20 protein-coding genes and 1 pseudogene are annotated in these 26,515 nt (G+C 44.6%); 9 read left to right on the top strand and 12 right to left on the bottom strand.

The genetic code is table 11. The features are described from left to right. Positions 1-8 precede the first annotated feature (8 nt). Positions 9-1,214, bottom strand: a pseudogene (locus ACJJIL_RS04450) (IS256 family transposase). Positions 1,215-1,661: 447 nt separating this feature from the next. Continuing rightward, on the bottom strand, positions 1,662-2,267 hold the full coding sequence (locus ACJJIL_RS04445; RefSeq protein ID WP_216646256.1) for a 3'-5' exonuclease: 606 nt from the start codon (positions 2,265-2,267) through the stop codon (positions 1,662-1,664). Between the two features lie 327 nt (positions 2,268-2,594). On the opposite strand from ACJJIL_RS04445, the gene ACJJIL_RS04440 reads away from it, so the two are divergent. After that, a complete protein-coding gene (locus tag ACJJIL_RS04440) occupies positions 2,595-3,710 on the top strand; it encodes a hypothetical protein (protein WP_152454493.1) in 1,116 nt (371 codons plus the stop codon). A gap of 9 nt (positions 3,711-3,719) precedes the next feature. Here ACJJIL_RS04440 and ACJJIL_RS04435 read toward each other — a convergent pair whose 3' ends face one another. The 6 genes from ACJJIL_RS04435 to dcd form a co-directional block, all read right to left on the bottom strand. After that, on the bottom strand, positions 3,720-5,135 hold the full coding sequence (locus ACJJIL_RS04435) for a TnsD family Tn7-like transposition protein (protein ID WP_152454494.1): 1,416 nt from the start codon (positions 5,133-5,135) through the stop codon (positions 3,720-3,722). A 22-nt stretch (positions 5,136-5,157) separates the two neighbouring features. Further along, positions 5,158-6,552, bottom strand: a complete 1,395-nt coding sequence (locus ACJJIL_RS04430) for an ATP-binding protein (protein ID WP_216646257.1) — start codon at positions 6,550-6,552, stop codon at positions 5,158-5,160. A gap of 59 nt (positions 6,553-6,611) precedes the next feature. Beyond that, complete coding sequence (locus ACJJIL_RS04425; RefSeq protein ID WP_216646258.1) at positions 6,612-8,696, bottom strand: TnsB C-terminal domain-containing protein; 2,085 nt, start codon at positions 8,694-8,696, stop codon at positions 6,612-6,614. Positions 8,697-8,758: 62 nt separating this feature from the next. Beyond that, positions 8,759-9,565: a TnsA endonuclease N-terminal domain-containing protein gene (locus ACJJIL_RS04420; protein ID WP_152454496.1), complete on the bottom strand. Its 807-nt coding sequence runs from the start codon at positions 9,563-9,565 to the stop codon at positions 8,759-8,761. 713 nt (positions 9,566-10,278) lie between these two features. Beyond that, positions 10,279-11,487 (bottom strand): BaiN/RdsA family NAD(P)/FAD-dependent oxidoreductase, encoded by a 1,209-nt coding sequence (locus ACJJIL_RS04415; RefSeq protein ID WP_445361285.1) that lies wholly within the window; start codon positions 11,485-11,487, stop codon positions 10,279-10,281. A 33-nt stretch (positions 11,488-11,520) separates the two neighbouring features. Then, positions 11,521-12,090: a dCTP deaminase gene (gene dcd, locus ACJJIL_RS04410; RefSeq protein WP_282933840.1), complete on the bottom strand. Its 570-nt coding sequence runs from the start codon at positions 12,088-12,090 to the stop codon at positions 11,521-11,523. Positions 12,091-12,296: 206 nt separating this feature from the next. Between dcd and imuA the strand changes: the two genes are divergently transcribed. The 3 genes from imuA to ACJJIL_RS04395 all read left to right on the top strand — a co-directional run bounded on the left by imuA (position 12,297) and on the right by ACJJIL_RS04395 (position 17,790). Next, positions 12,297-13,004 carry a translesion DNA synthesis-associated protein ImuA gene (gene imuA / locus ACJJIL_RS04405; protein ID WP_444911365.1) on the top strand — a complete coding sequence of 236 codons (708 nt, stop codon included), beginning with the start codon at positions 12,297-12,299 and terminating at the stop codon, positions 13,002-13,004. A 21-nt stretch (positions 13,005-13,025) separates the two neighbouring features. Continuing rightward, the gene (locus tag ACJJIL_RS04400) at positions 13,026-14,531 is read left to right on the top strand and encodes a Y-family DNA polymerase (protein WP_413662996.1); all 1,506 of its coding nucleotides are present in this window, start codon (positions 13,026-13,028) and stop codon (positions 14,529-14,531) included. A gap of 82 nt (positions 14,532-14,613) precedes the next feature. Further along, positions 14,614-17,790, top strand: coding sequence for an error-prone DNA polymerase (locus ACJJIL_RS04395; RefSeq protein ID WP_445361284.1), 3,177 nt, complete (start codon positions 14,614-14,616; stop codon positions 17,788-17,790). Positions 17,791-17,933: 143 nt separating this feature from the next. Here the strand turns inward: ACJJIL_RS04395 and ACJJIL_RS04390 are convergent, their stop codons facing one another. Both ACJJIL_RS04390 and ACJJIL_RS04385 read right to left on the bottom strand, forming a co-directional pair. Further along, on the bottom strand, positions 17,934-18,677 hold the full coding sequence (locus tag ACJJIL_RS04390; RefSeq protein ID WP_445361283.1) for a hypothetical protein: 744 nt from the start codon (positions 18,675-18,677) through the stop codon (positions 17,934-17,936). A 65-nt stretch (positions 18,678-18,742) separates the two neighbouring features. Next, entirely contained in the window at positions 18,743-19,300 is a 558-nt protein-coding gene (locus ACJJIL_RS04385) for a pilin (RefSeq protein ID WP_445361282.1), read from the bottom strand. Positions 19,301-19,685: 385 nt separating this feature from the next. Between ACJJIL_RS04385 and pilB the strand changes: the two genes are divergently transcribed. The 5 genes from pilB (at position 19,686) to yacG (ending at position 24,647) form a co-directional block, all read left to right on the top strand. Then, on the top strand, positions 19,686-21,398 hold the full coding sequence (gene pilB, locus ACJJIL_RS04380) for a type IV-A pilus assembly ATPase PilB (RefSeq protein ID WP_445361281.1): 1,713 nt from the start codon (positions 19,686-19,688) through the stop codon (positions 21,396-21,398). 156 nt (positions 21,399-21,554) lie between these two features. Next, positions 21,555-22,769: a type II secretion system F family protein gene (locus ACJJIL_RS04375; RefSeq protein ID WP_445361280.1), complete on the top strand. Its 1,215-nt coding sequence runs from the start codon at positions 21,555-21,557 to the stop codon at positions 22,767-22,769. 5 nt (positions 22,770-22,774) lie between these two features. Next, positions 22,775-23,659 (top strand): prepilin peptidase, encoded by an 885-nt coding sequence (locus tag ACJJIL_RS04370; protein WP_445361279.1) that lies wholly within the window; start codon positions 22,775-22,777, stop codon positions 23,657-23,659. A gap of 111 nt (positions 23,660-23,770) precedes the next feature. Then, positions 23,771-24,379, top strand: a complete 609-nt coding sequence (coaE, locus tag ACJJIL_RS04365; protein WP_445361278.1) for a dephospho-CoA kinase — start codon at positions 23,771-23,773, stop codon at positions 24,377-24,379. A gap of 52 nt (positions 24,380-24,431) precedes the next feature. Then, positions 24,432-24,647 (top strand): DNA gyrase inhibitor YacG, encoded by a 216-nt coding sequence (gene yacG, locus ACJJIL_RS04360; RefSeq protein ID WP_108734183.1) that lies wholly within the window; start codon positions 24,432-24,434, stop codon positions 24,645-24,647. Between the two features lie 53 nt (positions 24,648-24,700). Here the strand turns inward: yacG and mutT are convergent, their stop codons facing one another. Both mutT and argJ read right to left on the bottom strand, forming a co-directional pair. Further along, positions 24,701-25,099, bottom strand: a complete 399-nt coding sequence (gene mutT / locus ACJJIL_RS04355; RefSeq protein WP_445361277.1) for an 8-oxo-dGTP diphosphatase MutT — start codon at positions 25,097-25,099, stop codon at positions 24,701-24,703. Positions 25,100-25,108: 9 nt separating this feature from the next. Continuing rightward, positions 25,109-26,311, bottom strand: coding sequence for a bifunctional glutamate N-acetyltransferase/amino-acid acetyltransferase ArgJ (argJ, locus tag ACJJIL_RS04350; RefSeq protein WP_445361276.1), 1,203 nt, complete (start codon positions 26,309-26,311; stop codon positions 25,109-25,111). Between the last annotated feature and the right edge of the window lie 204 nt (positions 26,312-26,515).

The raw sequence follows: 26,515 nt of genomic DNA, 5'->3' as shown, positions 1-26,515 counted from the left end.
AAATAGCCTCATAGGCTGATGTATTTCTCCAGTCGATCTGGGAAGTGGATCGTCAGCTGTGATAGTGTCAGATTCCAATTTTGAATTGGGTGCGTCCAGCGTTCGGAGGCTTTTAGTATACCGGCATAGAGAAGCTTCAGTAAGCTATTCTCATTGGCGAAGCCGCCCTTGGTCTTGGTCAACTTGCGGAACTGCCTGTGTACAGCCTCCACCGCATTCGTAGTGTAGATCGGTGTGCGGACGTATTCCGGGTATTTAAAGTAGGCCGAGAGAGTCGGCCATTTACCCCGCCAGGACTTAATCACCATTGGATATTTGTCACCCCACTTGGTCTCCAGCTCGTCCAAAGCGTGCTCGGCGGCATTGAGCGTTGCCGCCTTGTAGATGCATTTGAGATCGGCCATAAAGGCCTATTGATTCTTTGAAGCTACATACTTTAGTGAGTTGCGGATCTGATGGATGATGCAGTGCTGGATCTCGGTCTTAGGGTAGATGCTCTCTATGGCCTCAGGGAAACCCTGCAGGCCATCAACACAAGCAATGAGGATATCTTTGACCCCACGGTTGTGGAGATCGGTCAGAACACTCAGCCAATGATGTGCGCCTTCTTGATCGGATAGGTAGAGCCCCAATAACTCCTTCTTGCCTTCGATATTGAGGCCAAGAATCGTGTAAATGGCCTTGCTGGCATAACGACCGTTTTCCTTGATTTTGTAATGGATAGCATCGAGCCAGACAATAGGATAGACAGCCTCCAGGTCGCGCTCACGCCAAGCTTGTAGTTCAGGCAGCAGCTTGTCAGTAACGGCATTGATGGTGCCGTTGGAAAGCTCCATTCCGTAGATATCGGCAATATGTGTGCGGATGTCCTGATAGCTGTTACCCAGGGCAAACAGGGCGGTAATCTTGCGTTCCAGTTCGTCGGTAAGCTGAGTTTGATGCTTCTTGACGATTTGAGGCTCGAAGGTGCCGGCACGATCCCGCGGCGCCTGCAGCTCGAAGCTGCCAGCGGGGCTTTTCATAGTTTTTGAGGTGGTGCCATTCTTGCGGTTGGGCTTATCCTCGCTGGCGAGGTGCTCTTCCAGCTCCGCTTTCATGGCAGCTTCAGTGAGTTGTTTGATCAGAGGGGTGAGGATGCCATCTTTGCCATTGAGGTCTTTACCCTCGCATAAGGCTTTGACGGCGGCATCCATATCGAAAGTAGGTTTGGTCATGGGTCATCTCTTTTTTGCTAATAGTAAAGAAATGACACAGAATTCTGAACACTACCCCTCTAGCTCTAGTCTGAGATCTAAATATGTAACTTAACTGCCACTATAGGAGATATGGTGGGTATCATTTCCTTTAGATACGATATCTATAATGAGTCCCAGAAAATATAAAACAATCTTTTTGAACAAACCCAGGATTACATAATCATATAAAATAATTTAACTTTCATATCAACAACCAATCAAAGCGGAGTATCTAAACAATATTAAATCGAGTACTCTTGATCTTCCCGCAATAAAAGATTAAGAGTCATAAAATACAATAGCCATCTATGAATAAATGAGACAAATTTCTATGACATGAAAGGCAGAGGTTAAGCCTCTCATACAATCAAAATTATATTTATAATAAGTACATCACCTATTCGCATCAAACCAACGATACATTTTTTAAATAGTCAAGTAAGGAAGTATTCTCGAAATATTACGTGCATCATCCACACCGCGATGCTGCTGACCTTCAAAGACAATACCGAGAGACTGTAGAGCAGATCCAAGTCCTGAACGACGCTTCTTACCTGTCTTTTCTTGCCATACTGCTTTCAGGTTGATATGCGGTTTAGCAAAAAAATCTGGCGCGCAACCGTGCCGTATCAGCTCTACTTTGATCTGCTTCCAATCGTATTCCCCCCAGCTAGCCCAGGCTTGATACTCATAATGAGATAACCATAAGTTAAGGAGACTCGTGCTTTCTCTGAAATCAGGCGCACTAGCCACCATGCTATTTTTGATACCTGTAAGTTCACTGCAAAACTTACTAAGTTTCGGATTAATCATTGGTCTAACAAATTGACTATGACTAGCTAAGATTTCACCATCCAAAGTAGTCAGTACAAGTCCGAATTCAATGACCTCCATTACCCCAACAGATAGTGGGCGATCATTCCAACAAGTTGCCTCAAGATCTACAATCAGCAGGTGCTTAATACCATTGAAGCAATTCTGAAAAACCATGCTAAACCCTATAGTATTTTTTAAAAATGAAAAAAATCCCATTAGTATACGAAAATTATAATATACATATAAACAGAGTGAGATATTTAGAACGAGCCCGTCATCAATTGACATGGCTCAATAGAGTATTGTAAATTTTTCAAGGGATATACTATATGGAAACAATAACATGTCCTTTAAGTACTTTTAATTATTAAATATTAGATTTCTTGGTATATCATTAGGTATTCATAAAAAATAATAAGCCATTTCAAAATATATGTGTGTATATTTATGAAGCTCTATAGCTCTCAGAACAAACTTATCAGCAAGCTAGATAGAGAAACTACAAACCACACAATATTTCTATCTTTACAATATGGTATAACTATGTTTAGAGCACTGCAACAGCCGGGTGAATCCATCCATTCCTTTATATTAAGAGTTTTTATAAAAGCTGGGTTTCGGAATATAAATAGCTTAATAGCTGGCGGGGGTGGATGGAGAGAGTACCCTTCAATTCCGGATACAGCCAAAAAATATTTCACTTTTTATCCCGAGAAAGTACTGATTGACATTTTTGACTCTACTTACTCTATCGGAACAGAGGACACTTTTAGCAGAAATAGATTTACACATTTTAAAGGCTTCCCGCAAATTCTTAACTACTCTCATGGACAATTTACTGGAAAACGAATACCTATTAAGTTTTGTAAAAGGTGTATTGAAGAAAAACTTGCAAATCAGGGCCATGCGTTTTTCGAAAGCAAGTGGTTATATATATCATATTGCGAAAAGCATAACTGTCCGTTATGGCAAATCAAAAGAACCCCTTCAGTAAAAAACAAAATTAAAAGCGTGATTTTAGGTGTTTTATCGGCTAACTGGGAGAAAGTATCCAGCTCAATAAAACATTTAACTTCAGAAGTTTACAATAATAAACATTATGAGGACCCCATAAGTAAGTGGAAACTTTACTTTTCTCCCTGTGCAAAACTAACCTACATAGAATATTTTGTTCAGACTTTATCCTATCAGAAAAATTACATTGGGAAATTTTCTGATAGGAGATCAGCAGAACCCACGAAGAGCGACCTGAACCTCTTAAGAGCAAGATTGAAGAGATATTGTCATATGAGTTTTTATGATGTGTACAGTAAAGAATTGCAATCAAACTATAAAATCATTAAAAACTTCGAAAAAGAAAATTTTGAAACTATAAAAGTTAAACGATGGGGAATGGAGTTCCCTATACTTAAAGATAAAAAGGGAGCCTGCGCATCTTGTTCCCGATGGAATATAGATTCTTTCACTGACTGTTCAATTTCTGGTGTTATAGCTAGCTCTCGTGAAAGCGATTATTCAAGAATGGAAATTAACAGCAATAATTATATTGACTTTACAAAAAGATGTGCTATTACTTGGCTAAACATACAGAGATATGAGTTTCGCAAGAAGTATGGTTATAAACATCCCTTAGGCCTTCCTGCACCTCTCAATCAATAAATATGTTCTCTATTTTTTAGGATACCTCCCCTTAGCCTTTAGAGGTTTAGGTAGAGCAACCTCTAGCCATTCACGATCATATAAATACAACCAATAAAAGGCTTTATTACAGTGTAACTTAATATCTTTACGAATTGCTTTAGGGTGGGATTTGTAATATTTAAGGATTTTTAGCCTATAGCGACGTCGCATTGACTCCATATGGCATCGTTTACGATAAGTTACTAGTTCAGGATGAGTTGAGATAACTTGTTCTACTGATCCTACACCAATTTTACAAATTGTAGCTATTCGATGCCGGTTCATTCTTGTATACCCAAGGTGAATAATTTCATCTCTACAAGCCTTAGATAATTTCTTTGGCTTAAGATTCAAGGGGATATCGTGGAGCGCTGCAAGTCTTTTCAGATAAGTTCTACTTTTCCCTGTAATTTTAGAGGTTTCATTAAGCGACCTGCTTCGTAGAATATCAATACATTTCCTCTCTTTCCTTTTCGTCCTCATAGCAAAATCCTTTTTACGGGTTTGGAATTCAAACTCTACACTATTATGATCCTCTAATAATTGCTGGAAGGTAGAAAAAAGCCAACTTGAGAAAAAAATGTGCTGGAAGGGATTATGGCTTGCTCCTTGAACTAAAAGTTGAGAAACATATCTGAAGTCTTCAGAAGATTTTGGGAGCGAGCTATTATAAAATGGCCGATACTGCTGTGAATATACATAAAAATTTTGCATTAATTTTAGACGCCTAATACGGCCACTATTCGTTACCAAGCCCATATTATTTAATTTAAGGCGATATTTTGAAGTAACATCTATTAACGGAATAGGCCATTTGATCTTTCTTAAAAAATCATATCCAAACTTACCTACCTTATATTCAACACTAGATGCTTCTTTAGCACAGCAGGTCACTGATGGTAACAATCCAAGGTTAATTCGTTGACGATTAAGTAAGTCAATTCTCTCTAAGAGTACTGGATGTATACCACAAGAAGAGACCCCAGGGATTTGATGCGACCTATGCCAATAAGCAACTCCATATTGATTTATATCGCTACAGGCGCACTCTTGACACCATTTCAAGCATAGCGAAGAACCTGCACCAAATGATGGGAGCTGACTTTCCCTTATTGATCTCGCGCTATCATTACTCAACATAAATTTTATTATGTTATTTGAATACTTAGGCAAATAAAATATATATATTGGAGCCAATGTCTGACCAAATAAAATTTCGTACGCTTCATCATCTGTCAGGGCTGAAAGTTTTTTTAGATTCGATGTCAAAAAGGGGTGTATGGAGGCCCTCTCCTCAGCAAGATATATTTTATTAAACTCTTTACCCTTTAATCCAGAAATAGTAGCAAAGCGAATAATTCGACTAAAGAAAAGTTCATCAGGAAAAGCTTTGGGCAGGAGCATATTGTCAAATATGGGGTGAAACTTACTTTGAGGATAGATGCTTGATCGGATTTTTAAATAAAATTTCCATTTTTTTTAACTCAGCTTCAGGATTCTCTGCAATAGATGCTCGCCTTATCAAGTCTGGATCTTTAATAAGTTCATTTAAGTCACCAATAGATTGCAAGTAAGATAGCTTCTGATGAAATTCATGGTGCTGGGGGCGATTTAAATCTCCGGGGATAATCATAACTTCTGATTTCGAAGTATCTATAGATTTAACGGAAATTTCACTAGTTTCGACCTTAGACCTATTATTACTCTTTTCCCTTCTGATACGCCGAAATTTTTCAAGCCTATTTATCCTTGCTTCATCTACAGATTTTTTGGAGAAATTTATAGCTTTTTTTGCTGCATACTCCAGGACATATTCTGTTATAGACTCGTTATCTGAACCAATTACTAAACGCTGAGACTCCCTATAAATTCTTACAGCCAGATCCATATTACCAATAGATAGATCATATAATTTGTCACTAAGAGATTTAGTTAAAGGAGTTTTTTCCTTTGTCCATTGCAACACCCAAAGTTCTTCAACAAACATGGTCCACTCCTCATCATTTTTCATCAAGTCCATAGTAAAAGAAGCTTGACTTTCTGCACGTCTTGCTGTCTTTAGAGTTTTCCCTAATAATTTGTCAAAAGGAGGGTTTGCACACAGAAGAATGGGAACTCCCAATTCATTCATAAGATTATGAAGAAACCCCAGAAATTTATCTTCGCCTCCAGCTTTTGCCAAATTTAAATGCTGCATTTCATCTATTATTATGACACCTAAAAAGCTAGACTTTATTTTAGCTTCAATTTGCTTAACAAGTAGATCACTCGTTTTTTCTGGCTTAGTCTCTTCTCCTCCAAGCTTTCTATCAATTTCCGATAAAATCTTAAGACAAAGGGCTCTGATACTTGAGTTTTCTGGGCAATCTACTTTAGCCCATACTACTTGCTTAATATATAAAGGCTCACCTTGGTATTTACGATGCTCAATAACTTCTGGAAAACAATTTAAAATCTGCTCTAGCATACAACTTTTTCCGACACCGCTTTCCCCAAGTAAAGTTATACCACTCCCGTTAGATTTGAAATAACCTGTTCTAGGAGCAACTTTAGATCGTTGGTCTACAGGGTAGTGTAAATAGTTCATGGTTGTCGGCGACAGGGGATTCTTGCTTGAATAACCTTTCTTAATCGCAATTTCAATTGCTCTAAAGCATTCTAGATATACTGGAAGAGGCTGCCTTAACTCTTCGATTCTTGTAAGGTATTCAATACGCTCGAAAGCACTCAACTTTCTCTCGTTTTCAGAAAATGAAGGATAGCTACTTAATTTTTCTACCAAATCCTCATCTTTCAATTTTTTTGGTAATGCTTCGATCAAGGGGTTCCCCCGATGCTCCGGGAGTATTGCAATGTTATACTCTGCATAATTTACACCTCTCACTGGTTCCGCCTCTTCCTTTTTATTAATGAGACAGCTTCATTTTTCCTTTTTGACTCTAAGTTCTCATCATCGGGATATAGTTCTGATTTCTCTTCTCTAATGGATTCACCGTATTCAATTCGTCTATCAAGAACCGCCTCTTTTCTTCGTGTTCTCATTCCCTTTATTCGCTCAGTCTTACTCTTATCTTGTACATCTTTTTTTGTTTCACTTTTTGCTACTTGGCTAACTAATTTACGTCTATTATGTCTTTCTATAGACTTTTTACCTGGTTTATTTTTACATTTTTCTTTCTTTTTCCAATCTTTAAAATACAATATATCAGCTTGATGCTTATCACTAAGGCTTGCAGAAAACTTCATCAAGTTGCATTTAGTGAACCCTTCGCGCTCCTTAAGGCGAACATATATGAATGAAGAGTTATCTTGATCGATACGAGCTTCCATTTTCCAGCACTTGGTAGACCTGGCAAGCACTTTCCATTCTTGAAATTCTTCCCGGTCACATTCATAGTACATATCCTCATTTAAGCGGATACCTTTACTCGTCATAGATACTTCTACCGCAGGTAGAAGTTTAGCCCTTACTTCGGACTCCTCTGATCTACTTAAAGCATGCCGATGCTTTTTTAGATGGATATTCCAATAATTAAGCGGTGTAGGGGGCAATCCATTTTGCACTAACAAGACGGATTGTGCAGCTAAACCGTCAAATAGAGAATTATTATGCTCCATAACCTCATCAATAAGTAATTTTGTTACTTCATCTAATGTATATGTTGCATCGAGACGTGGATCACGATCACCTCGAATATAATGATGTCCTCTAGTTGTCCCTAATAATTCATGGACTAGATTTTTATTCAATATTTCGAATCTTCGTTCCACAATGCCTTTAAGATCGGCGCGATAAGGTGGAGCTATACTCAGGTGACCGATTAATGGAACGGCTAATTTTTCAGCGCTCTTACATATAAACTCCCCTCGATCGCAAAGCAAACGCTGGGGGATATGATGGCAAGGCCATTCATGATCTTCGATTTCGATACCGAACCTAGAACAATAACTTTTCTTATCCGTAAAGCTATTGACAAGAGCTTGACGACCCGCACGCCAAGAAGCATATTCCATAGAAACGTGAAGCCCAACAATCATCCTGCTTTCTTTATCTACCACACAATAAACAGTAGGCCTACCTAGAACATGAGAGCGCCTAAATTCAGAGACAATATGAACATCCAGTACTGTTGAATCCAATTCAAAGCAACTTCCAGGAACTTCGGTATGATCTGTCGCAGCTCCTCTTAACCCACGCTTGTTTCTTTCAAAGTCACCCACTGTAGTTTGCTTTCGGATTATTTCATTTTTTGGGATTAATTTTTTAACCCAATATATAAAAGTACGATATGATGGAACATTCGGCGACCTAGATTCACTCTCTGCCAGTATTAGTTCTTGTGAGTATAGCTCCTTCAACATTTTTTCATAAACTTGACTAAATGGAACTCGACGCCCTTTCAAGCCATACTTCTTCATCGCTAAAATAAAATTATTCTTATCATTTTCCGAAGTGTTAACCCCTTGATGTATTTCCATGCTCGGTGTAAGCATTCTTATTGGAGCTCCACGTTTAAGACCTCCTGAGACCCTAACTCTTCCAGCTCCTCCAGAATTCTTGTAAGCAGGCAGGAGGGCATTTCTTTCTTGCCCACCCCTCCAATATTGATTTAATAACCTATATATTCTCTGAGCCCTTACCCCTTTACTTTTCGCCTGATTTACCAGAACTTTGCTTCTTTCTTCAGTAGAAATCTCAAGGAGAAAATCTGGATTTTCTATTAGCTCACTTATCAGCTCAATATTTCTATCACGTTTTTTAATATGAGCTTCAGGTATCAACCCCTCATCAGCTAGCTGATAGTAGGGAAGAGGACTAAAGTTTCTTTTCACAGCTCCTCCTTTAATCGCACACAAAAATCTGGAGCTATCAATCTTAATAGGCCTTCTTAAACCTCCAGATTCTTCAAGATTAAAAAGAACCAGAATATTTATATCATAAAAAAGTTCAAGAACACGATACACACCACTATCAACCCCATCAATATCAGTTATACTCCAAACACTGTTTCGTTCAACTCGCATGCTTACCTACCGATTGATGAAAGAATATTTGTTATATCTATAACTCCAGACTCTGCTATCGGTTTACTTAAGTCTACCTCAACTTTCTTAATAGCGATTAAATGCTTCAAAAGTACTAAAGCTTCATCGTTCTTAACATCTACATTTTTACAGAATCCATTGCATATATCTTCGATCAAATTGATCCCGACATGTAATGTCTTTATGGCTTGCTTTTCTATACTTTCCTTAAATCTACGTCCTTGTCTATATGCAGAGGTAAACCACTGAATATTTTTAGATTGAATAACCGATATTTCATTCATAGTATATATATGGAAATTTACCCCCAGAAGCTCCCACCAAATACGTTCAATTTCTAATTTTTCAGCTGTACGCTTTATTGATAGTTCTTGGGCTGATTTAACAGAGATAGCCTCATACCAAAAGTCGTGTTTATCTGTGCAAGTCAAAACAAAGTCTGTAGTCATGACATTGTATGATCCAGAACCAGGCACTTTTGGATGATTTATATCTAGATTCTTTGCAATCTTGATAGAAAAGTCTAGGGGGAGAAGGGGAAACTGTTCCCTTATATCGATTACTGAATCACAGTTTTCAACCAGATAGAAGAGACAGCTTTCGTTTTCTGAGAGGGTATGATGCTCTCTATTAACTTTAATACCCTGAATTTTTCCACTATTTCCCTTAGATTTAACATCCTGAACTCTCAGCCAGGGTTTGTATTCTTCTCCAGCTCCCAGCCCATACTTGTTTTTCAGAGCTCTTTGAAAATCAGTTAGCCTCTCTAACCTTCTGTGTCGCGCCAAAACTTTTCACCCCAATCTGATTTATGACTAAAGCATTAACATCTTAGGTCTGTAAGATTTATTAATCCGGTATCTATAGTATACATACTGAGGTCATATTTAAGTGGTTGTGTTCATCCTTATTCAAACATTATGAAATTTAGCAGATCTTACAAATTCGTAGGACCGCTACGCCTAAACCGTAGAGTGTTTCTACCTATTATAAATCTGATTTTTTTATGTTATATGATTTAAGGATTGTCTTGATAATTTCTTATAAAAAGAAAATATCTCATAAAATTTTCAGCCAAAGTAAATCTACTATGAGTCATAGAAATAGGCTCTATGACTCATTTAATGGGTATTTTGTGAGTCATAGAAATAGGCTCTATGACTCATTTAATGAGTATTTTGTGAGCCATATAAAGCCTTACACAACTTCTGAGCTTGGCTTAAAATACGGAAGGCCTTAAAAGGTGGCATTCAAATCAACAGTTTGCACTTAATATCTATATATAAGATTTGGTTTGTTATCGATTTTGAACTAGTAACGAAGGATATATTGTTATATTCATCCTCATTTATTCCTGCTGCATAGGCTGCACGACTACCTCTCCCGCTGAGTGCACTCGCAGATGTGGCAATATTCACACTTTATAATTAGTGTTCAAACTTTATTATTCAGTGTTCAAACTTTTTCTACAGTGTTCAAACTTTATTGTACCGGCACACCATTAAGCCACCTCTCCTGCAGCATGACCTGAAGCCCAAGCCCATTGGAAATTAAACCCGCCGAGCCAGCCGGTTACATCGAGAACCTCACCAATAAAATAAAGCCCCTGCCGGGTTTTACATTCCATAGTACGGGAAGAGACCTGTGCAGTATCGACTCCACCTAATGTTACCTCAGCAGTGCGATATCCCTCAGTGCCCGCCGGTACCAATTTCCAGCTTTGTAACTTTTCCCCAGCTTGCTGTAACTCCCCCTCCCCAAACTGTTTTAGGGGGCGGCTAATAATTTGCGCTCGCTGCAGGAAAAACTGTACTAACTTTTTGCTCCAAACCTCAGCCAAAACGCTGTGTAAGTGGCTATCCGGGCTCTGTTGTCGGCGCAGCGGTAACCACTCTGCCAGATTTTTCTCTGGAGCCAAGTCAAATATTACCGTTTGACCTTCTCGCCAGTGGCTGGAAATTTGCAAAACCGCTGGCCCACTCAGCCCCCTGTGAGTGAACAGCATCTGCTCCTGGAAACTACCTTCAGCGCAAGAAGCAGTCACTGAAAGGGAGGTTCCAGGCAAGGTACCCTGACGCTCCAATTGCCGTTTATGCTGGGTGAATGGCACTAGCGCTGCTCGAGTTGGGACTAAATCAAGCCCAAACTGCTCAGCGATCTCATAGCCAAACCCGCTCGCCCCCATGGTGGGAATAGAAAGGCCTCCAGTAGCCACGACCAAGGATTCACAGGTAACCGTCCCCATACTGGTTTCGACCTTATACCCCTGCCCCAGAGCTCGAATTTGAGTAATGCTACAGCGCGTGCGGATCTGTGCCTTGGCCGCACGGCATTCCGCTAGTAACAAGTCGACAATATCCCTTGATTTATTGTCGCAAAAGAGCTGACCGAGAGTTTTCTCGTGATAGGCAACTCCGTGCTTCTCCACCAGTGCAATAAAGTCCCACTGGCTATAGCGAGCCAAGGCGGACTTACAAAAATGGGGGTTATTACTGTAGAAGTTCTCTGCACTGGTGTAGAGATTGGTAAAGTTGCAGCGGCCACCACCAGACATCAAGATTTTCTTTCCGACTTTGTTGGCGTGGTCCAGGACCAACACGTTGCGCCCGCGCTGGCCCGCTGTAGCCGCGCACATTAGTCCAGCTGCCCCAGCGCCAATGACCAATACATCGACGCTTTCAGGTAGCTGGCTGGTAGAAACCTCTGTCATAGGTAGGAAATAGTACTGCAGTAAGACCGGTGATCAGGTGCGAGGCAGGGTAACGCCGCGCTGGCCCTGGTATTTGCCACCACGATCGGCATAGGACACATCACATACTTCATCGGATTCGAAGAACAGCATCTGTGCCACACCCTCGTTGGCATAGATCTTCGCAGGCAAGTTAGTGGTGTTGGAGAACTCCAAAGTCACATGACCTTCCCACTCCGGCTCCAGTGGCGTCACATTGACGATAATACCGCAACGGGCATAAGTGGATTTACCCAGGCAAACCGTCAATACAGAGCGCGGGATACGGAAATACTCCACTGTACGCGCCAGGGCAAAGGAGTTTGGCGGAATAATGCAGTGGTCGCCTTCAACATCCACAAAGCTGTTTTCATCGAAGGTCTTGGGGTCAACTGTCGCTGAGTGAACATTGGTGAAAATCTTAAATTCACGAGCACAGCGAACATCGTAGCCATAGCTGGAGGTGCCATAGGAGATGAGTCGATCGCCATTATCGTTATGACGCACCTGACCGGCCTCAAAAGGCTCAATCATACCGTGCTGCTCTGCCATGCGGCGAATCCACTTGTCGGACTTGATACTCACTCCGTCCCCCCTGAATAGAATAATTAGTGCTCAATTAAAGAGGCGGAATCATAGCCGGTTTAGGCTGTGCAAAAAAGTGCCTATCCAAGGAATTCTCACTTGTTGCCACTGGACAGATACTGTATAAATTAACAGTGCTACTGTATGCACATACAGTTTAAGGCGAAGATAGTGGCCAGATCGGACTAAAATTCAGTGGTGGAATCGTGGGCAGCGCAGAAAACTTCATAGAAAACAATCAGTTAGACCGCCAGGCAAAACACCAGAAACTGGCACAGCTACTCACCAGAGCCGATATCTGGCAAGCAGCGAATGAACCCCGACGACAGCGAAACGGCATCGCCAGTGGTTATCCAAGCCTCGATGCCCTCCTAGCGAACCACGGCTGGCCAAGAGGGGCCACTACTGAGCTACTCATGGACCAGATGGGTATCGGTGAACTCACCCTGATACTTCCGGCCCTGGCAAATCTCACTCAGAGGGGGCAAATGATCATACTGGTCAATCCACCCCATATCCCCTATGCGCCCTCATTGGCCAACAGTGGTATCCGCCTTGAGAACCTGCTGATCCTGCACCCCCGAGGCCCCAAGGATACTCTCTGGGCGATCGAGCAGTCCCTACAATCCGGAAGCTGTGGTGCCTTACTCAGCTGGCAGGGGCGGCAATCCCAGAAGCATAAAGATCTTCGTCGCCTGCAACTCGCTGCCCGCAATGGGGACTGTCTGCACTTCCACTTTCGCCCTCAGTGTGAATCAGCAAACCCCTCACCCGCGAGCTTGCGCATACAGCTCACTCCCAGGGAAGGAGAGCTGGCACTAAGGCTTTTAAAGCAATTGGGTGGAAATTCAGGCCAGAACCTCTATTTGGCAAGAGCAGCAAAACTGGTCCGACGGGACCAACCAATGCACTGAACGGTTCCGAGGGATAGCTCCATGCTCTGGCTTTGTATTCAATTCCCCAGGCTTCCGTTAGAAGTTCTGACCCGCGCTCAGCAACAAGGAGAAGAGGCTCTACCCCAAGTTGTGGTTGAAAAACAGTTGGTGATTGATAGAAACCCAGCGGCATCCCAATGCGGCGTCGAGACCGGGCTCAGTATTGCCACTGCGTCTGCTCTCTGTGCAGACTTACAGCTGCTACAACGCGATTCCCAGCGGGAACAACAAGAGTTACAGCAGCTGGCCCAGTGGGCATACAGCTTTACACCACTTGTATCACCTCAGTCCGCAGGGCTTTTGAGTAATGGCGAGAGCACTCCCGCCCACCTCTATCTGGAACTGAGTGGCTGCCTAAAAGCCAGCGGTGGCTTCAAGGCATTGATACAACAGCTGAGCGATGAGCTTGAACAGATGGGGATCTACAGCCTGATGGGCCTCGGCCACAGTCCCAGTGCAGCTCATATGCTAAGCCAACTGACCGAACACCGGCACTGGCTTGCGCAATCAGATTCTCCGCCCAGCCCTCAGCAGTGGAGACAGTGGATTAGCTTTGCCCCATCCAAGCTCCTTAATTGCGACAACAAAACTATTTCCAAGCTCTACGCATGTGGTATCAAGCGAGTAAGCCAGCTGCTCGCTATTCCACTCTCTGAGGTAGGCTCTCGTTTTGGTCGCCCATTTGTGGACTACCTGGCACGCCTGAACGGAACTCGCCAAGATCCAGTCTGTAGTTATCAGCCCCCAGCACAATTCCGCAGCGAGCTATTTTTCCCCAGCCCCTTGGATAATAGCGAACAGCTGCTATTTCCTATCGGTCGCCTACTAAGGGAATTATGCTTCCAGTTGCAGCGACGCCAGCTCTACACACAACAGTTAAATTGGCATATGGATTTCGGCCAAAATAAATCTCAGGAAATAACCGTAGAACTCTCCACTCCGCAGTTGGACCCTCAACGCCTAATAGCACTAACCAAGCTGCAAATGGAAAGAGTAACTCTTGATCAGCCAGTGCAGTCCATCAGCTTAAATTGCAAGCATTTACTCCCCTTGGAGCAGGGATCACTGGATGAAGATTTATTTGGTGAAGGCAGCCAACATAAACGCAATCAACAGCTATTAGACAAATTAAAAGCCCGCCTCGGTCATCAAGCACTCTCGGGAATTGCCCTAAAAGAAAGCTACCTACCAGAGCAGGCCTGGCAAAATACAGATACCCTGATAATTAAAAGTAACGCTAAGGGACAGCAAATTAAGCCCATCCAAGCACCGCGCCCCAACTGGCTATTAGCTCGTCCAACCAAACTGGAAAGTAGCGAGCACAAGTTATTTTATCAGGGAGAGCTACAACTATTACAGGGGCCAGAGCGAATTGATGGCTATTGGTGGCAGCACGGGCGTCATGGGCGGGATTACTATATCGCAAGAAATAAAAGAGATGAGCTCTACTGGGTCTTTCAGGATCTTACAACCGAAGAGTGGTTTTTACATGGCGTTTATAGCTAAGCCTAAACCCCTTTCTTAATACTGATCTTCACCAAAACCCAAATCCCATCACAATCAACAGATAGACGCCGAGAGAATCAGCATGAGGTACGCCGAACTCTTTTGTCAAAGCAACTTTTCTTTTCTGCAGGGGGCATCGCATCCGCAGGAATTAGTCCAAACTGCTTACAACCTGCAATATACAGCCCTTGCTATCACCGATGAATGCTCCCTTTCCGGAGCTGTTAGAGCCTATAAAGAACTTGAAACCATCAAGTCTACAGACTCTAAAAATCCCGAGTTTAAACTAATTTTTGGCAGTTATTTCCGGCTCCATAACAACATAGAAATAATTCTACTGGCTCCGGACAAAACTGCCTACAGCGAGCTATGCCAGTTAATTTCAAAATCACGCTTAAGGGCGGAAAAAGGAACCTACATTACTTATCAAAGTGACTTGGTAGAGCTATGCAAAAACCTAATTGCCATCTGGATTCCAAATTTCATTAAGATAGAAATACCTGAAGAAATCAAGAAAACCTTCAGCGAACGGTTTTACATTGCCATCAACAACCACCTACACGCAGAGGAAAGCCTTAAGTCCAATATAATTACTGAGCTTGCAAGAAGAGAGAATATTTCCTTGGTTGCAACCAATCATGTGTTGATGCACTGCTATAGCCGAAAGCCATTACAAGATGTACTCAACGCAAATTATCATAACTGTACCCTGGATAATCTAGGGTATCGTATTGAGCAAAATGCTGAACGTTACCTTCGCAGCTTAGGTGATATCCAGTCGTTACACTCCAAAGAGTCTATAGACAATACCAACCTTATTGCCAAACAGTGTACTTTTTGCTTGAGCGAACTCAGTTACGAATACCCATCAGAAGTTATCCCTCAAGAAAGTAATGCGAGCAGCTATTTAAAAAAGCTAGTACAAATAGGAAGGGCTGCTCGCTGGCCACAGGGTCCTGAAAAGAGAATTGATGAGATTATCAATAAAGAACTCGCAATAATAGCAGAACTGCAGTATGAGCATTACTTTCTAACCATTTATGATATAGTCCAGTTTGCCCGGGAAAATCATATCTTGTACCAGGGCCGTGGCTCCGCAGCCAATTCAGTAGTTTGCTACTGCCTATTCATCACAGAGATAGATCCTCATAAAATTGGATTGCTATTTGAACGGTTTATCTCACGGGAACGCAATGAACCCCCAGATATTGATGTAGACTTTGAGCACGAACGACGTGAAGAAGTTATTCAGTATATTTACACAAAATATAGCCGCAAAAGAGCTGGACTTACCGCTAGTAAGATCACCTACCGCTTTAAAAGTGCCGTAAGGGATATCGGCAAAGCCCTTGGTATCAACGCTGCCACAATAGAACAACTTATTGCTGAACGCGCCTGGTGGGACACTCTAGATAGCTTCCCCCAACAGATGCAGAAAGTGGGAATAGATCCGAGCAGCGCAATAGGAAAAATGTTCCCACAGTTACTGCAGCAAATATATGGTTTTCCAAGACATCTATCGCAACATGTGGGCGGTTTTGTTATTACAGAACAACCATTGCACCAGCTGGTTCCTATTGAAAATGCCGCTATGGAGGATCGCACCCTAATCCAATGGGACAAAGAGGATATTGAAGATTTAAAACTAATGAAGGTCGATGTGCTCGCGCTGGGTATGCTGACTGCACTGCGTAAATCCCTGAACTATATTGCTCTATACGGCCCCAAATTGCGTTTGCAAGATATTCCCGCCGAAGATCCACAGGTCTACGAAATGATGTGCAAGGCCGATACCGTTGGAGTCTTTCAAATTGAATCTCGCGCTCAAATGAGCATGCTACCAAGATTACAACCTCGAAATTTTTATGAGCTTACTATAGAAATCGCCATTGTCCGCCCTGGGCCAATTCAAGGCGGCATGGTACACCCCTATTTGAAACGCAAGCAGGGGTTGGAGACCGTGCGCTACCCTCATAACAGTTTACGCCCAGTGCTTGAGCGCACTCTCGGTGTTCCTATATTTCAAGAACAAGTTATTCAACTATCGATGGTCGCAGCAGGGTTTAGCGGCGGTGAAGCGGATGAGCTTCGCCGAGCCATGGCCAGCTGGGGAAAAAATGGGGACTTGTATAAATTCAGGGATAAGCTCGTGCGGGGGATGCAAAGTAATGGCTATAGGGAAAGTTTTGCTGAACAGCTCTTCAACCAGATGAAAGGTTTCGGCTCCTATGGCTTCCCCGAATCTCACTCTGCAAGCTTTGCGCTTTTAGCCTATTTTTCTGCCTGGATTAAATACCATCACCCAGCGGCCTTTTACTGTGGGCTGCTCAATAGCCAACCGATGGGATTCTATGCGCCGGCACAGCTGGTTTATGATGCTCAACGGCATGGAGTTAAGGTTTTGCCTATTGATGTACTTTATAGCTATTGGGATCACAGCTTAGAGATACAAGAGCCCTCTTCACCTCAACAAAGAGCCTCCTCAAAAAATTACGATGCTAAAGGAAAAACAGCAGTTAACACGCCGGCAATACCGTCCAAGGAAAATTCAGCATTCAGCAATAAAACTCCCGCTTTACGCCTGGGCATGCGTCTAATTAAAGGGCTAAAAGAAACCACAGAGAAAGCTATCCTAAAGCTTAGAGCGGATGCAAAAGTCCAATCTTTAAAACAATTTCAAGAACTTTCAAAGCTAAACCATGAGCAGCTTTCCTGCCTTACTAAGGCTAATGCATTTATCAGCTTGACTCGAAATCGCCATAACGACAATTGGACTTCTATAGAAACCGATTACAGCAAGCCACAGACAAAATTTTTACCGCGAAATTATATAAAAGACAGTAGCGACATTGACTATAGCAGTACAGGATTAACTCTAGGCGAACATCCTGTCGCACTACTAAGAAGGCAAAAGAAATTTCAGAAATATACTAAGGCAAAGGATCTTACCTACCGTCTTGATCAAGAAAAGATTGACATCATTGGACTGGTAACTTGCCGACAACGGCCCGGAAGCGCATCTGGAGTGATGTTTTTAACCCTGGAAGATGAAACAGGCTGCATAAATGTAGTGATTTATGAGGCCTATCAAACCTTATATAAAGCAGAGATTATCCATGGAGGCATATTGATTGTTCATGGGGAGCTACAAATCTCTAAAGAAGCCAATAACAACAGCTATAAGACCACCCATGTCATCGCCAGAAGAATATCAAGTGTCAATGAGAAAAATTACCAGAAGACAAGAAATTTTCATTGAAAACACTTCCCCTAGACGTATTCCAGTGACCTTATCGAGCAACCCTCACTCAAGTAACTCTACTTCACCTAGTGAGGGAGGAGTTCATATCTAAGTACAGGAAGAGAGAAGGCTTTAAACTCATATCACTGGCAGCCCAAAAGTCATCTCTGCTCAAAAGGATAGATGTCATAGTAGGTCGCGTTATCAACTCCCTCTTCCTTCGTAAAAACGGCGGTCCAAGCCCCAAATCGTGTTACAACGGGCAACCATAAGAAGTCTTGATTCTGTAGATTTGAAGGTAGGGATTGCTGTTTGGCCTTGGCAATAAGTTCAAAATTGTCCCTTCCAAAGGCCCTACCGGCTATTTCATCCTTAAAACAGGGTCGGTAATATTTAGGGTACAACTGGATGTCTTTACCTTTCAACGCTGAGATAAGCAAATCTGATTTTTCCTGGGCATCTACCGGCCCCTCTGTACAGACCAGTTTTGGGCCGAACCAGGGCTTATCCGTATAGCCATTGGCTCCCGCTTTCATATCAACGGCATCCAGCTCAGAAGCGGCAACGACTTCTATTCGATCTTTAACAAAAACCAGATAGACCGGCCGCGAAAGTGTGACTACATACAACCCATAAATCAATGCAGCCAGCTGTACCGTTCCCACCAAAAGATAATCGCGGACTAATTCACGCCTGGGCTTCTGGGGGTTAAAGATCACCATAGACATCAAAGGCCCCATGGCCAACTCTACGCCCATTACAAGCAAAAAGAGATTCGCCCCCGCCATCATGTCGGCAAGTTCGCCTGGATACCAAATCCCATAAACGGCAACCAGCATCAAAGCCGCTACCGATAATGTAATCAGAGCGTGGTAGCCCGTCGCTTTTAACTTTGCTTGTAACATCTACCTACCTTATCAACAAAAAAAGCCCCCTATAAAGGAGGCTTTTTATCACAACTTAAGCAGGATTATGCGCGACATTCAGCCGGTGCAATATTGCCTGGCAGAGTTGCCTGTGCTGGAGCATTAGCCTTACCTGCAGCGTAGCAAGTCCAGATAATTGGTGCGGTTGGGCGAGTACCTACCACCAGGGCAGCGCCTGCAGCAGTGGGAATCAGGCTCAGGGTCTCAGTACCTGCAGCGGATACACGAGTACCGAAAGCGATATCAATCTGACCAGTAGAAGTTGTTACCACAATGGTGTTTACATTCTGGGAGCCACCTACAGCACCGTTATTACCCAGAGTCAAGGTACAAGTACCGGCAGCAGCACAAGGGGTAGTCGCAGCATTAATTGCAGCAGAGGTTGGGTAACCGGCTGCAAAACCACCGGCAGCATCCGGCACTACGTTAGCTGCGTTGTCAGCAACAATTGCGCGCGCTTCAGTAGCCAAAGTGAGGCCCTCTGCTACTCGGGAGCGAGCGGTGTAATCTTGGTAAGCCGGCAGAGCTACAGCTGCCAAAATACCGATGATCGCGACTACGATCATTAATTCAATAAGAGTAAAACCCTGTTGCTTTTTCATTGTAACCGTCTCCATACAGACTATTTGAAATAGTGAATCCCGTGAGGAAGTCGCAGAACAATATACAAGCTTTGTGCCAACGTTAACAAATACTAATTACAACCCCATCCTGCAACTGCGTTACTGATCACACATTCGTTCTCTGCATCGGATTCACCCTATGGAGATTGACACTAATCTTCGATATCCGACAAAAATTGTCACTCTTTGGCAGTTGACGGCTATACCCGAGACATTTAGTAAGTCTTTCAATTTATTGGCTCTCGTTCATTATTTCGCTATATTCCGTTCGATATCCTAAATATACGCTTTGGATGTAATGCTTTAGGCTAACCCAGCTTCTTAAGCAACAAGCATGTAGTAACCCTATACGGCAGTGTGACCAATGACAGCACCCCCTCTAAGCGGCCTAGCCAAGCGTTTGGTTGCCGATCAAATTTTTGATGAATCAACCGCGCTATCTGCCGTTAAAGCGGCCCGACGAGAAAATCAAAGCTTTGTCCAGCATATAGCGGAAACGAAACTGGTTAAAAGCTCTGAGCTCGCCAAGATCGCTTCACAGGCATTTGGCACTCCGCTTTTTGACCTCAGCAGCTATAACTTTGAGCTAATTCCAAGGGATATCGTCGACGATAAGCTTGTCAGTAAACACTTCGCTCTTCCGCTGTATAAAAGGGGCAACCGGCTATTTGTAGCGGTGGCGGACCCAACCAATCTTGCCGGCCTGGATGAGATAAATTTTAATACTGGGTTGAGTACTGACCCCGTTATAGTCGAGGCCGATAAGCTTGCCAAAGCCATTGAGAACTACCTGTCCCAGGGTGACGATATGGGAGCGGGTCTCGATGGCATGGAGGACGAGGAACTTGATGCCCTCAATGTTGGTGAGGACGATTCCGATCGCAGCAGTGATGAGGAGCCCGGTGGCGATGAAGCACCGGTAGTTCGCTTTGTAAACAAGGTGCTTCTCGACGCAATCCGCACCGGAGCTTCGGATATCCACTTTGAACCTTACGAAAAATCCTACAGAGTGAGATTTCGTACCGACGGGGTCTTGCACGAAATTGCCAAGCCTCCCATTCAATTGGCCTCCAGACTTTCCGCACGCCTCAAAGTGATGTCCAAGATGGATATTTCTGAGAAGCGGGTTCCCCAAGATGGCCGCATAAAAATGAAGCTATCCAAAACCAAGGCTATCGATTTCCGCGTTAACAGCCTGCCGACTCTCTGGGGTGAAAAAATTGTACTGCGTATTCTCGACCCTTCCTCTGCCAAGCTCGGCATTGATGCCCTTGGGTATGAGGATGAGCAAAAGCAAATCTATATGGACGCCTTGGCCCAACCGCAGGGAATGATTTTAGTTACCGGTCCCACAGGATCAGGAAAGACGGTCTCTCTTTATACGGGGCTTAATATCCTGAACACCCCGGAGCGCAATATCTCTACCGCAGAGGACCCGGTAGAGATCAATCTCGAGGGCATCAACCAGGTCAATGTTTCAGCAAGAGTTGGACTCGACTTTGCCGAGGCCTTGCGTTCGTTCCTGCGGCAGGATCCCGATATTGTTATGGTGGGGGAAATTCGGGACTTGGAAACGGCCGAAATCGCCATTAAGGCAGCACAAACCGGGCACTTGGTGCTTTCAACATTACATACCAACTCTGCACCGGAAACCCTGACTCGCCTAATGAATATGGGCGTCCCTACTTTTAATATTGCCACCTCTGTGAGCGTTATTATTGCGCAACGCCTGGCTCGAAGATTGTGTAATGAGTGTAAGAAACCAGCCACCCTTCCACCCGAAGTGCTCGAGGCTGAGGGCTTTTCCGCCGTTACAATCCCCGAAAGCGACTGGAGCATCTTTCAGCCCGTGGGTTGTGAGCACTGCTCTAAAGGCTATAAGGGCCGCGTAGGTGTGTATGAAGTGGTTCGCATCACTGACGGCATCTCCAGAATTATAATGGAAGGAGGCAACTCTATTCAGATTGCAGATCAAGCTCGGCAAGAGGGCTTCAACAATCTGAGAGTTTCAGCACTGAGAAAGGTTGTGATGGGTGTCACCAGCCTGGAGGAGGCCAACCGGGTCACCAAGGATTAACTGCTATTAGCCTAATATGGGATTAGGCTCCGCAGTGAAATCTCGTTTTAAGCCGGTATAAGCCGCCGAGTTTTAAGATATCGAATAAAGAATCAAAAGCACTCTTCTGTCGACTTCAAATATGCAGAAGTGAAAAGTATATCCAGGGTAACATTTATGGCCAACGCTACAGCAGTTGCATACATCTACAAGGGAGTAGACAGTAAAGGGGCTAAAATTCAAGGTGAGATCAACGGTACAAGTCCAGCACTGGTAAAGGCCCAGCTGCGCAAACAGGGGATCATCGCCAATCGCGTACAGAAGAAGCCTACCCCCCTGTTCGGCGGCGGCAAGAAAAAAGTCAAACCTGCCGATATCGCACTGTTTACTCGGCAGATGGCTACCATGATGAAGGCTGGTGTACCTCTGGTACAAAGCTTTGAGATTGTTGCTGACGGTATGGATAACCAGGGGGTCAAAGAATTAGTTTATAAAATACGCACCGAAGTTGCCTCGGGCACGGCATTTGCAGATGCACTGCGTAAACACCCGATGTACTTTGACGATTTATTCTGCAACTTAGTTGCCTCAGGTGAACAGTCTGGCGCACTGGAAACCATGCTAGACAGAATTGCCACCTATAAGGAAAAAACAGAATCCTTAAAGGCAAAAATCAAAAAAGCAATGACCTACCCTATTGCGGTAATTGCAGTTGCACTTGTTGTAACTTCAATTCTGCTAATCAAGGTAGTCCCTCAATTTGCCACCACTTTCTCTAGTTTCGGAGCGGATCTACCCGCATTCACAAAACTGGTCGTCAGCATGTCAGAATGGATGCAGGCAAACTGGTTTATAGCCCTTGTTATTACTATTGTCGGTATTGGCGGCACGATCGAAGCCAAAAAGCGCAATAAAAAAGTGGCCGAGTTTTTTGACCGCCTTATTTTAAAACTGCCAATTATCGGCCAAATTACCTACAACTCTATCTCAGCACGTTTCGCCCGTACCCTTTCGACAACCTTTGCCGCCGGGGTTCCCTTGATCGACGCACTTAAGTCTGTTGCAGGAGCAACCGGAAATAGTATCTATACCGAGGCAACCCTTAAAATAAGAGATTCCGTCGCAACGGGTATCCCCCTCAATACCGCGCTACGAACATCGGGGGTTTTTCCCACCATGCTGATACAAATGACAGCCATCGGTGAAGAGTCTGGTGCCCTGGATGAAATGTTGGGTAAGTCAGCCGACTACTACGAAGAGGCTGTAGACAATATGGTCGACAACCTTACTACGCTGCTTGAGCCGCTAATTATGGCAGTGCTGGGTATTCTGGTCGGCGGCTTGATGATCGCCATGTACCTGCCTATTTTCCAGCTGGGTCAAGTTGTTTAAGACAGATGATTGAAACCCTAACCTTTTACCCGGCGCTGCTCATAGGCAGCGCCTTTATTTTGGGCCTACTTATAGGCAGCTTCTTAAACGTCGTAATCCTGCGCCTCCCCATTATGATGGAGCGAGAATATAAGCGGGACTTCTATAGTTACTTTGATAAAGAGCCTCCTAGCGAGGAGCAGAAAGAGTTAGAAAAGCCTTTTAATCTGGTACTACCACACTCCCACTGCCCCAAATGCCATGTTGAGATCAAAGCCTGGCAAAATATCCCCATTGTTAGCTACCTATTTCTTCGCGGCAAGTGCGGCTCCTGTAGCACCTCCATTTCCAAACGTTACCCAATGGTGGAACTGATTACCGGCATTTTGACCGCTATCGTTGTCTGGCAATTGGGCTTCACCTGGCAGGCTTTGGCTGGATGCTTTTTTACCTGGGCCTTGGTCGCCTTAACAGGTATCGATTTTGACAAGCAACTGCTTCCAGACAGTATTACTCTGCCGCTACTCTGGGCCGGTTTAATCATCAATATTTGGGGAGTGTTTGCTTCTCTGCAGGACGCAGTAATCGGTGCTATTGCCGGCTACCTATCTCTTTGGCTGGTGTTCCACATCTTTAAGATTGTTACCGGCAAAGAAGGTATGGGGGCTGGTGACTTTAAAATCCTGGCAGCTATCGGAGCTTGGTTTGGCTGGCAGGTGCTACCGATGGTCATCCTACTTTCTGCCGTCGTAGGGGCTATCGCGGGAATTTCCTGGAGCATTGCCGTAGGGCGGGACCGAAACCTGCCCATCGCTTTTGGTCCCTATCTCGCTGGTGCCGGCTGGATCGCTATGCTGTGGGGGAACCACATTATGAACTGGTATTTCAATATCTCTGGGCTTACCGGTTAAGCCGCCAACTACCTACTCTCCATTCAATTGCATTACTATGACCCCGGCCAGCTATCTGGCCGGGGTTTTTATTTATACCGCAACCTTATTTATTCTTGGGGAGGACAGCCATTGTTTACCGTAGGCTTAACCGGCGGGATCGGTAGCGGAAAGTCAGCAGCAGCCGGGTATTTCCGTGGCCTGGGCATTAATGTAGTAGATGCAGACTGGGCGGCAAGGGTTGTGGTACAACCGGGAAAGCCGGCTCTGGAACAGATAGCCCGACACTTCGGGGCCGATGTCTTACTGGAAAGTGGCGAATTAAACCGGAGCAAACTGCGCACACTGGTATTTGACGACCCAGGTGAACGGCAATGGCTGGAAAGCCTTTTACATCCACTGATTAGAGAAGAAATAACTTCCTCACTGAACGCAAGTCAGGGGCCCTACGCAATATTGGAATCCCCCCTCTTGATTGAGTCAGGCCAATATGAGCTCGTTAACAGGATTTGTGTAGTCGATCTACCCGAGGCTTTGCAGCTTGAGCGCGCCAGTGCACGAGATAACAGTCAGCGGGAGCAGATTCGCAAAATCATGGCGGCCCAGTTAAAAAGGGAGCAACGACTAGAGAAAGCGGATGACATACTGGATAACGCTAGTGACTTAGCCTCACTCAAAGCTCAAGTAGAGCAGCTCCACCGGCAGTACTTACGGATTGCCCGGTTGGAACAATCGAGCTAAGTTAATTAGAGTACAATACCGATTCAGATCACTTTAGAGCCCAAGCTAACTTATGCCTAAATCCAGCGTAACGCCGACACTCAACTGCCCTACCTGCAAAAAGCCCATTGAATGGAGCGATAAGTTTCCCTTCAAACCTTTTTGTAGCGAACGTTGCAAGCTGATTGATCTCGGCGAATGGGCTAGTGAGGGACACAAGATTCCCGGGGAGTCAGTGTATGATGATGTGCTGAGTGATGACCTGGACCCGAACAAGCCCCGCCATTAAGGCCATCCAACTCACTTGAACAGCTGCCTGCAAGCAGCTGTTCAAGATGAAGCTTAGGAGAAACTCCCTTTTACCGCTTCAATAATCGCTTGATTGGCGTCGGGGAAGTGGAAGTTGTCCAGCTCCCCAGCAGATACCCACTTGATTTCCTGCTGCTCTCGCCCGAGGGCCTCACCCGTAAACCGCGTTACCTGCCAGGTATCCAGCAGCACGGTTTTTTCAGGGTAATCGTGACGAATTTCCATCAGCGGCTGCAACTCCTGTACTTCAATGGCCACTTCTTCAAGTAGCTCCCTATAGAGCGCCTCCTGCACAGACTCACCAGCTTCCACCTTGCCACCGGGAAATTCCCAGCGCCCTCCCATATGCAAATGGTCGGGACGGCGGGCAATCAGGATCTTGCCATCCCCTCGGGTTACTACACCGACAGCAACATGGACAACCTTACTCACTCTACTACCTCAAGTCCGATATTCTGCATTGATGGTGACATACTCGTGAGAGAAGTCACAGGTCCAGATATGCTCACTGCAGACACCGCGACCCAGCTCTATACGGATTTTAAATTCGGGTTTTGAAAATACCCGCTCTCCAGCCTGCTCTTGATATCCAGATGCGCGCCCACCGGCACTTACCACCCGTACATCATCGAGGAAAATCTCCACCTTATCGGTGTCTAACTCGCCTTGGATAGCATTGCCGATCGCCATAACTAGCCGACCCCAGTTAGGGTCTGAAGCATAAAGTGCAGTTTTCACCAGCGGAGAATCACCGACTTCAAAAGCTACTGCCAAGGCCTCTTCACTGCTGAGCGCGCCATCCACTTGTACGGTAACAAACTTGGTCGCCCCCTCACCGTCCCTGACAATGGCCTGGGCCAGCTCTATATGTATTTCCGAAATTGCTCTGTACAGCTCCATGTAGCCAGTATTCTCAGAGCTGCTGATCATCTCCCCCCGCGCACCTGTGGCCATCAAAACACAAGCATCATTCGTCGAGGTATCTCCGTCTACGCTAATTCGATTAAATGAAGCCGCGACAACTTCGCGCACCATTTTATCTAGCAGGGGCTGCGTTACACCGGCATCAGTGGCGACATAGGCGAGCATGGTAGCCATATTCGGCTGGATCATGCCGGAACCTTTGGCAATACCGACAACGGCAATCTCTTCACCATTAATCATTAACTTGCGGCTCGCAATCTTTGGCCGGGTGTCCGTAGTCATAATGGACTCGGCCGCCAACTCCCATCCGGCGGGATCAAGCTGTCCAGCAGACCCCGGAATAGCAGCGAGTAACCTCTCCATCGGTAAGTGCTCACCAATGACGCCAGTACTAAAAGGCAATACTTGTTCAGCAGAAATCTTCAGTGCATCTGCCACCGCCTCACATGTAGCCCGGGCATCCGCCAGCCCCCTTACCCCAGTAGCGGCATTGGCATTGCCGGCATTAACGACCAGGGCTCGCACTTCTCCTTTGGCGATATGCTCTTTAGCAACCGTTACTGGAGCCGCACAAAAAGTATTCTGGGTAAAAGTGGCTGCAACTGAAGCTCCTTCAGCAAGCTTAACCAACAACAGGTCATTGCGTTCCCAGTCTTTGACCCTGGCAGGTACACTGGCGAGGCGAACTCCTTCGACAACGGGTATGGATAATTCAGGCATAAGAATAACGACTTTGGGCTATCACAGCGCAGGCAAACCTAGACCCCGGTCCACCCAAACGGATTAGCGGAAATAAATGAGCGGTCGACATTATCAAAGCCGAACCTCAGTAAGGCAAGCCAAAAATAGACTTATCTGCGGAATGGAAACTTTTTTCCGCAGATAATTCTTTTACCGATTAAAAAAATACCCCGCTAAGCGGGG

Source organism: Microbulbifer maximicatervae (SeqCode) (assembly GCF_052468095.1).
The sequence above is the reverse complement of the archived record's forward strand: the minus strand, read 5'-3'. Positions and strand labels throughout refer to the sequence as shown.

Excerpts from the sequence above, each read along its gene's own strand:
- ACJJIL_RS04435 (WP_152454494.1), bottom strand. The coding sequence starts at position 5,135 with ATGCTCCTGCCCAAAGCTTTTCCTGATGAACTTTTCTTTAGTCGAATT.
- argJ (WP_445361276.1), bottom strand. The coding sequence starts at position 26,311 with ATGCCTGAATTATCCATACCCGTTGTCGAAGGAGTTCGCCTCGCCAGT.
- pilB (WP_445361281.1), top strand. The coding sequence starts at position 19,686 with ATGACAGCACCCCCTCTAAGCGGCCTAGCCAAGCGTTTGGTTGCCGAT.
- ACJJIL_RS04445 (WP_216646256.1), bottom strand. The coding sequence starts at position 2,267 with ATGGGATTTTTTTCATTTTTAAAAAATACTATAGGGTTTAGCATGGTT.
- ACJJIL_RS04390 (WP_445361283.1), bottom strand. The coding sequence starts at position 18,677 with ATGTTACAAGCAAAGTTAAAAGCGACGGGCTACCACGCTCTGATTACA.
- ACJJIL_RS04395 (WP_445361284.1), top strand. The coding sequence starts at position 14,614 with ATGAGGTACGCCGAACTCTTTTGTCAAAGCAACTTTTCTTTTCTGCAG.
- ACJJIL_RS04370 (WP_445361279.1), top strand. The coding sequence starts at position 22,775 with ATGATTGAAACCCTAACCTTTTACCCGGCGCTGCTCATAGGCAGCGCC.
- ACJJIL_RS04415 (WP_445361285.1), bottom strand. The coding sequence starts at position 11,487 with ATGACAGAGGTTTCTACCAGCCAGCTACCTGAAAGCGTCGATGTATTG.
- ACJJIL_RS04440 (WP_152454493.1), top strand. The coding sequence starts at position 2,595 with ATGTTTAGAGCACTGCAACAGCCGGGTGAATCCATCCATTCCTTTATA.
- yacG (WP_108734183.1), top strand. The coding sequence starts at position 24,432 with ATGCCTAAATCCAGCGTAACGCCGACACTCAACTGCCCTACCTGCAAA.
- ACJJIL_RS04375 (WP_445361280.1), top strand. The coding sequence starts at position 21,555 with ATGGCCAACGCTACAGCAGTTGCATACATCTACAAGGGAGTAGACAGT.
- ACJJIL_RS04385 (WP_445361282.1), bottom strand. The coding sequence starts at position 19,300 with ATGAAAAAGCAACAGGGTTTTACTCTTATTGAATTAATGATCGTAGTC.
- ACJJIL_RS04400 (WP_413662996.1), top strand. The coding sequence starts at position 13,026 with ATGCTCTGGCTTTGTATTCAATTCCCCAGGCTTCCGTTAGAAGTTCTG.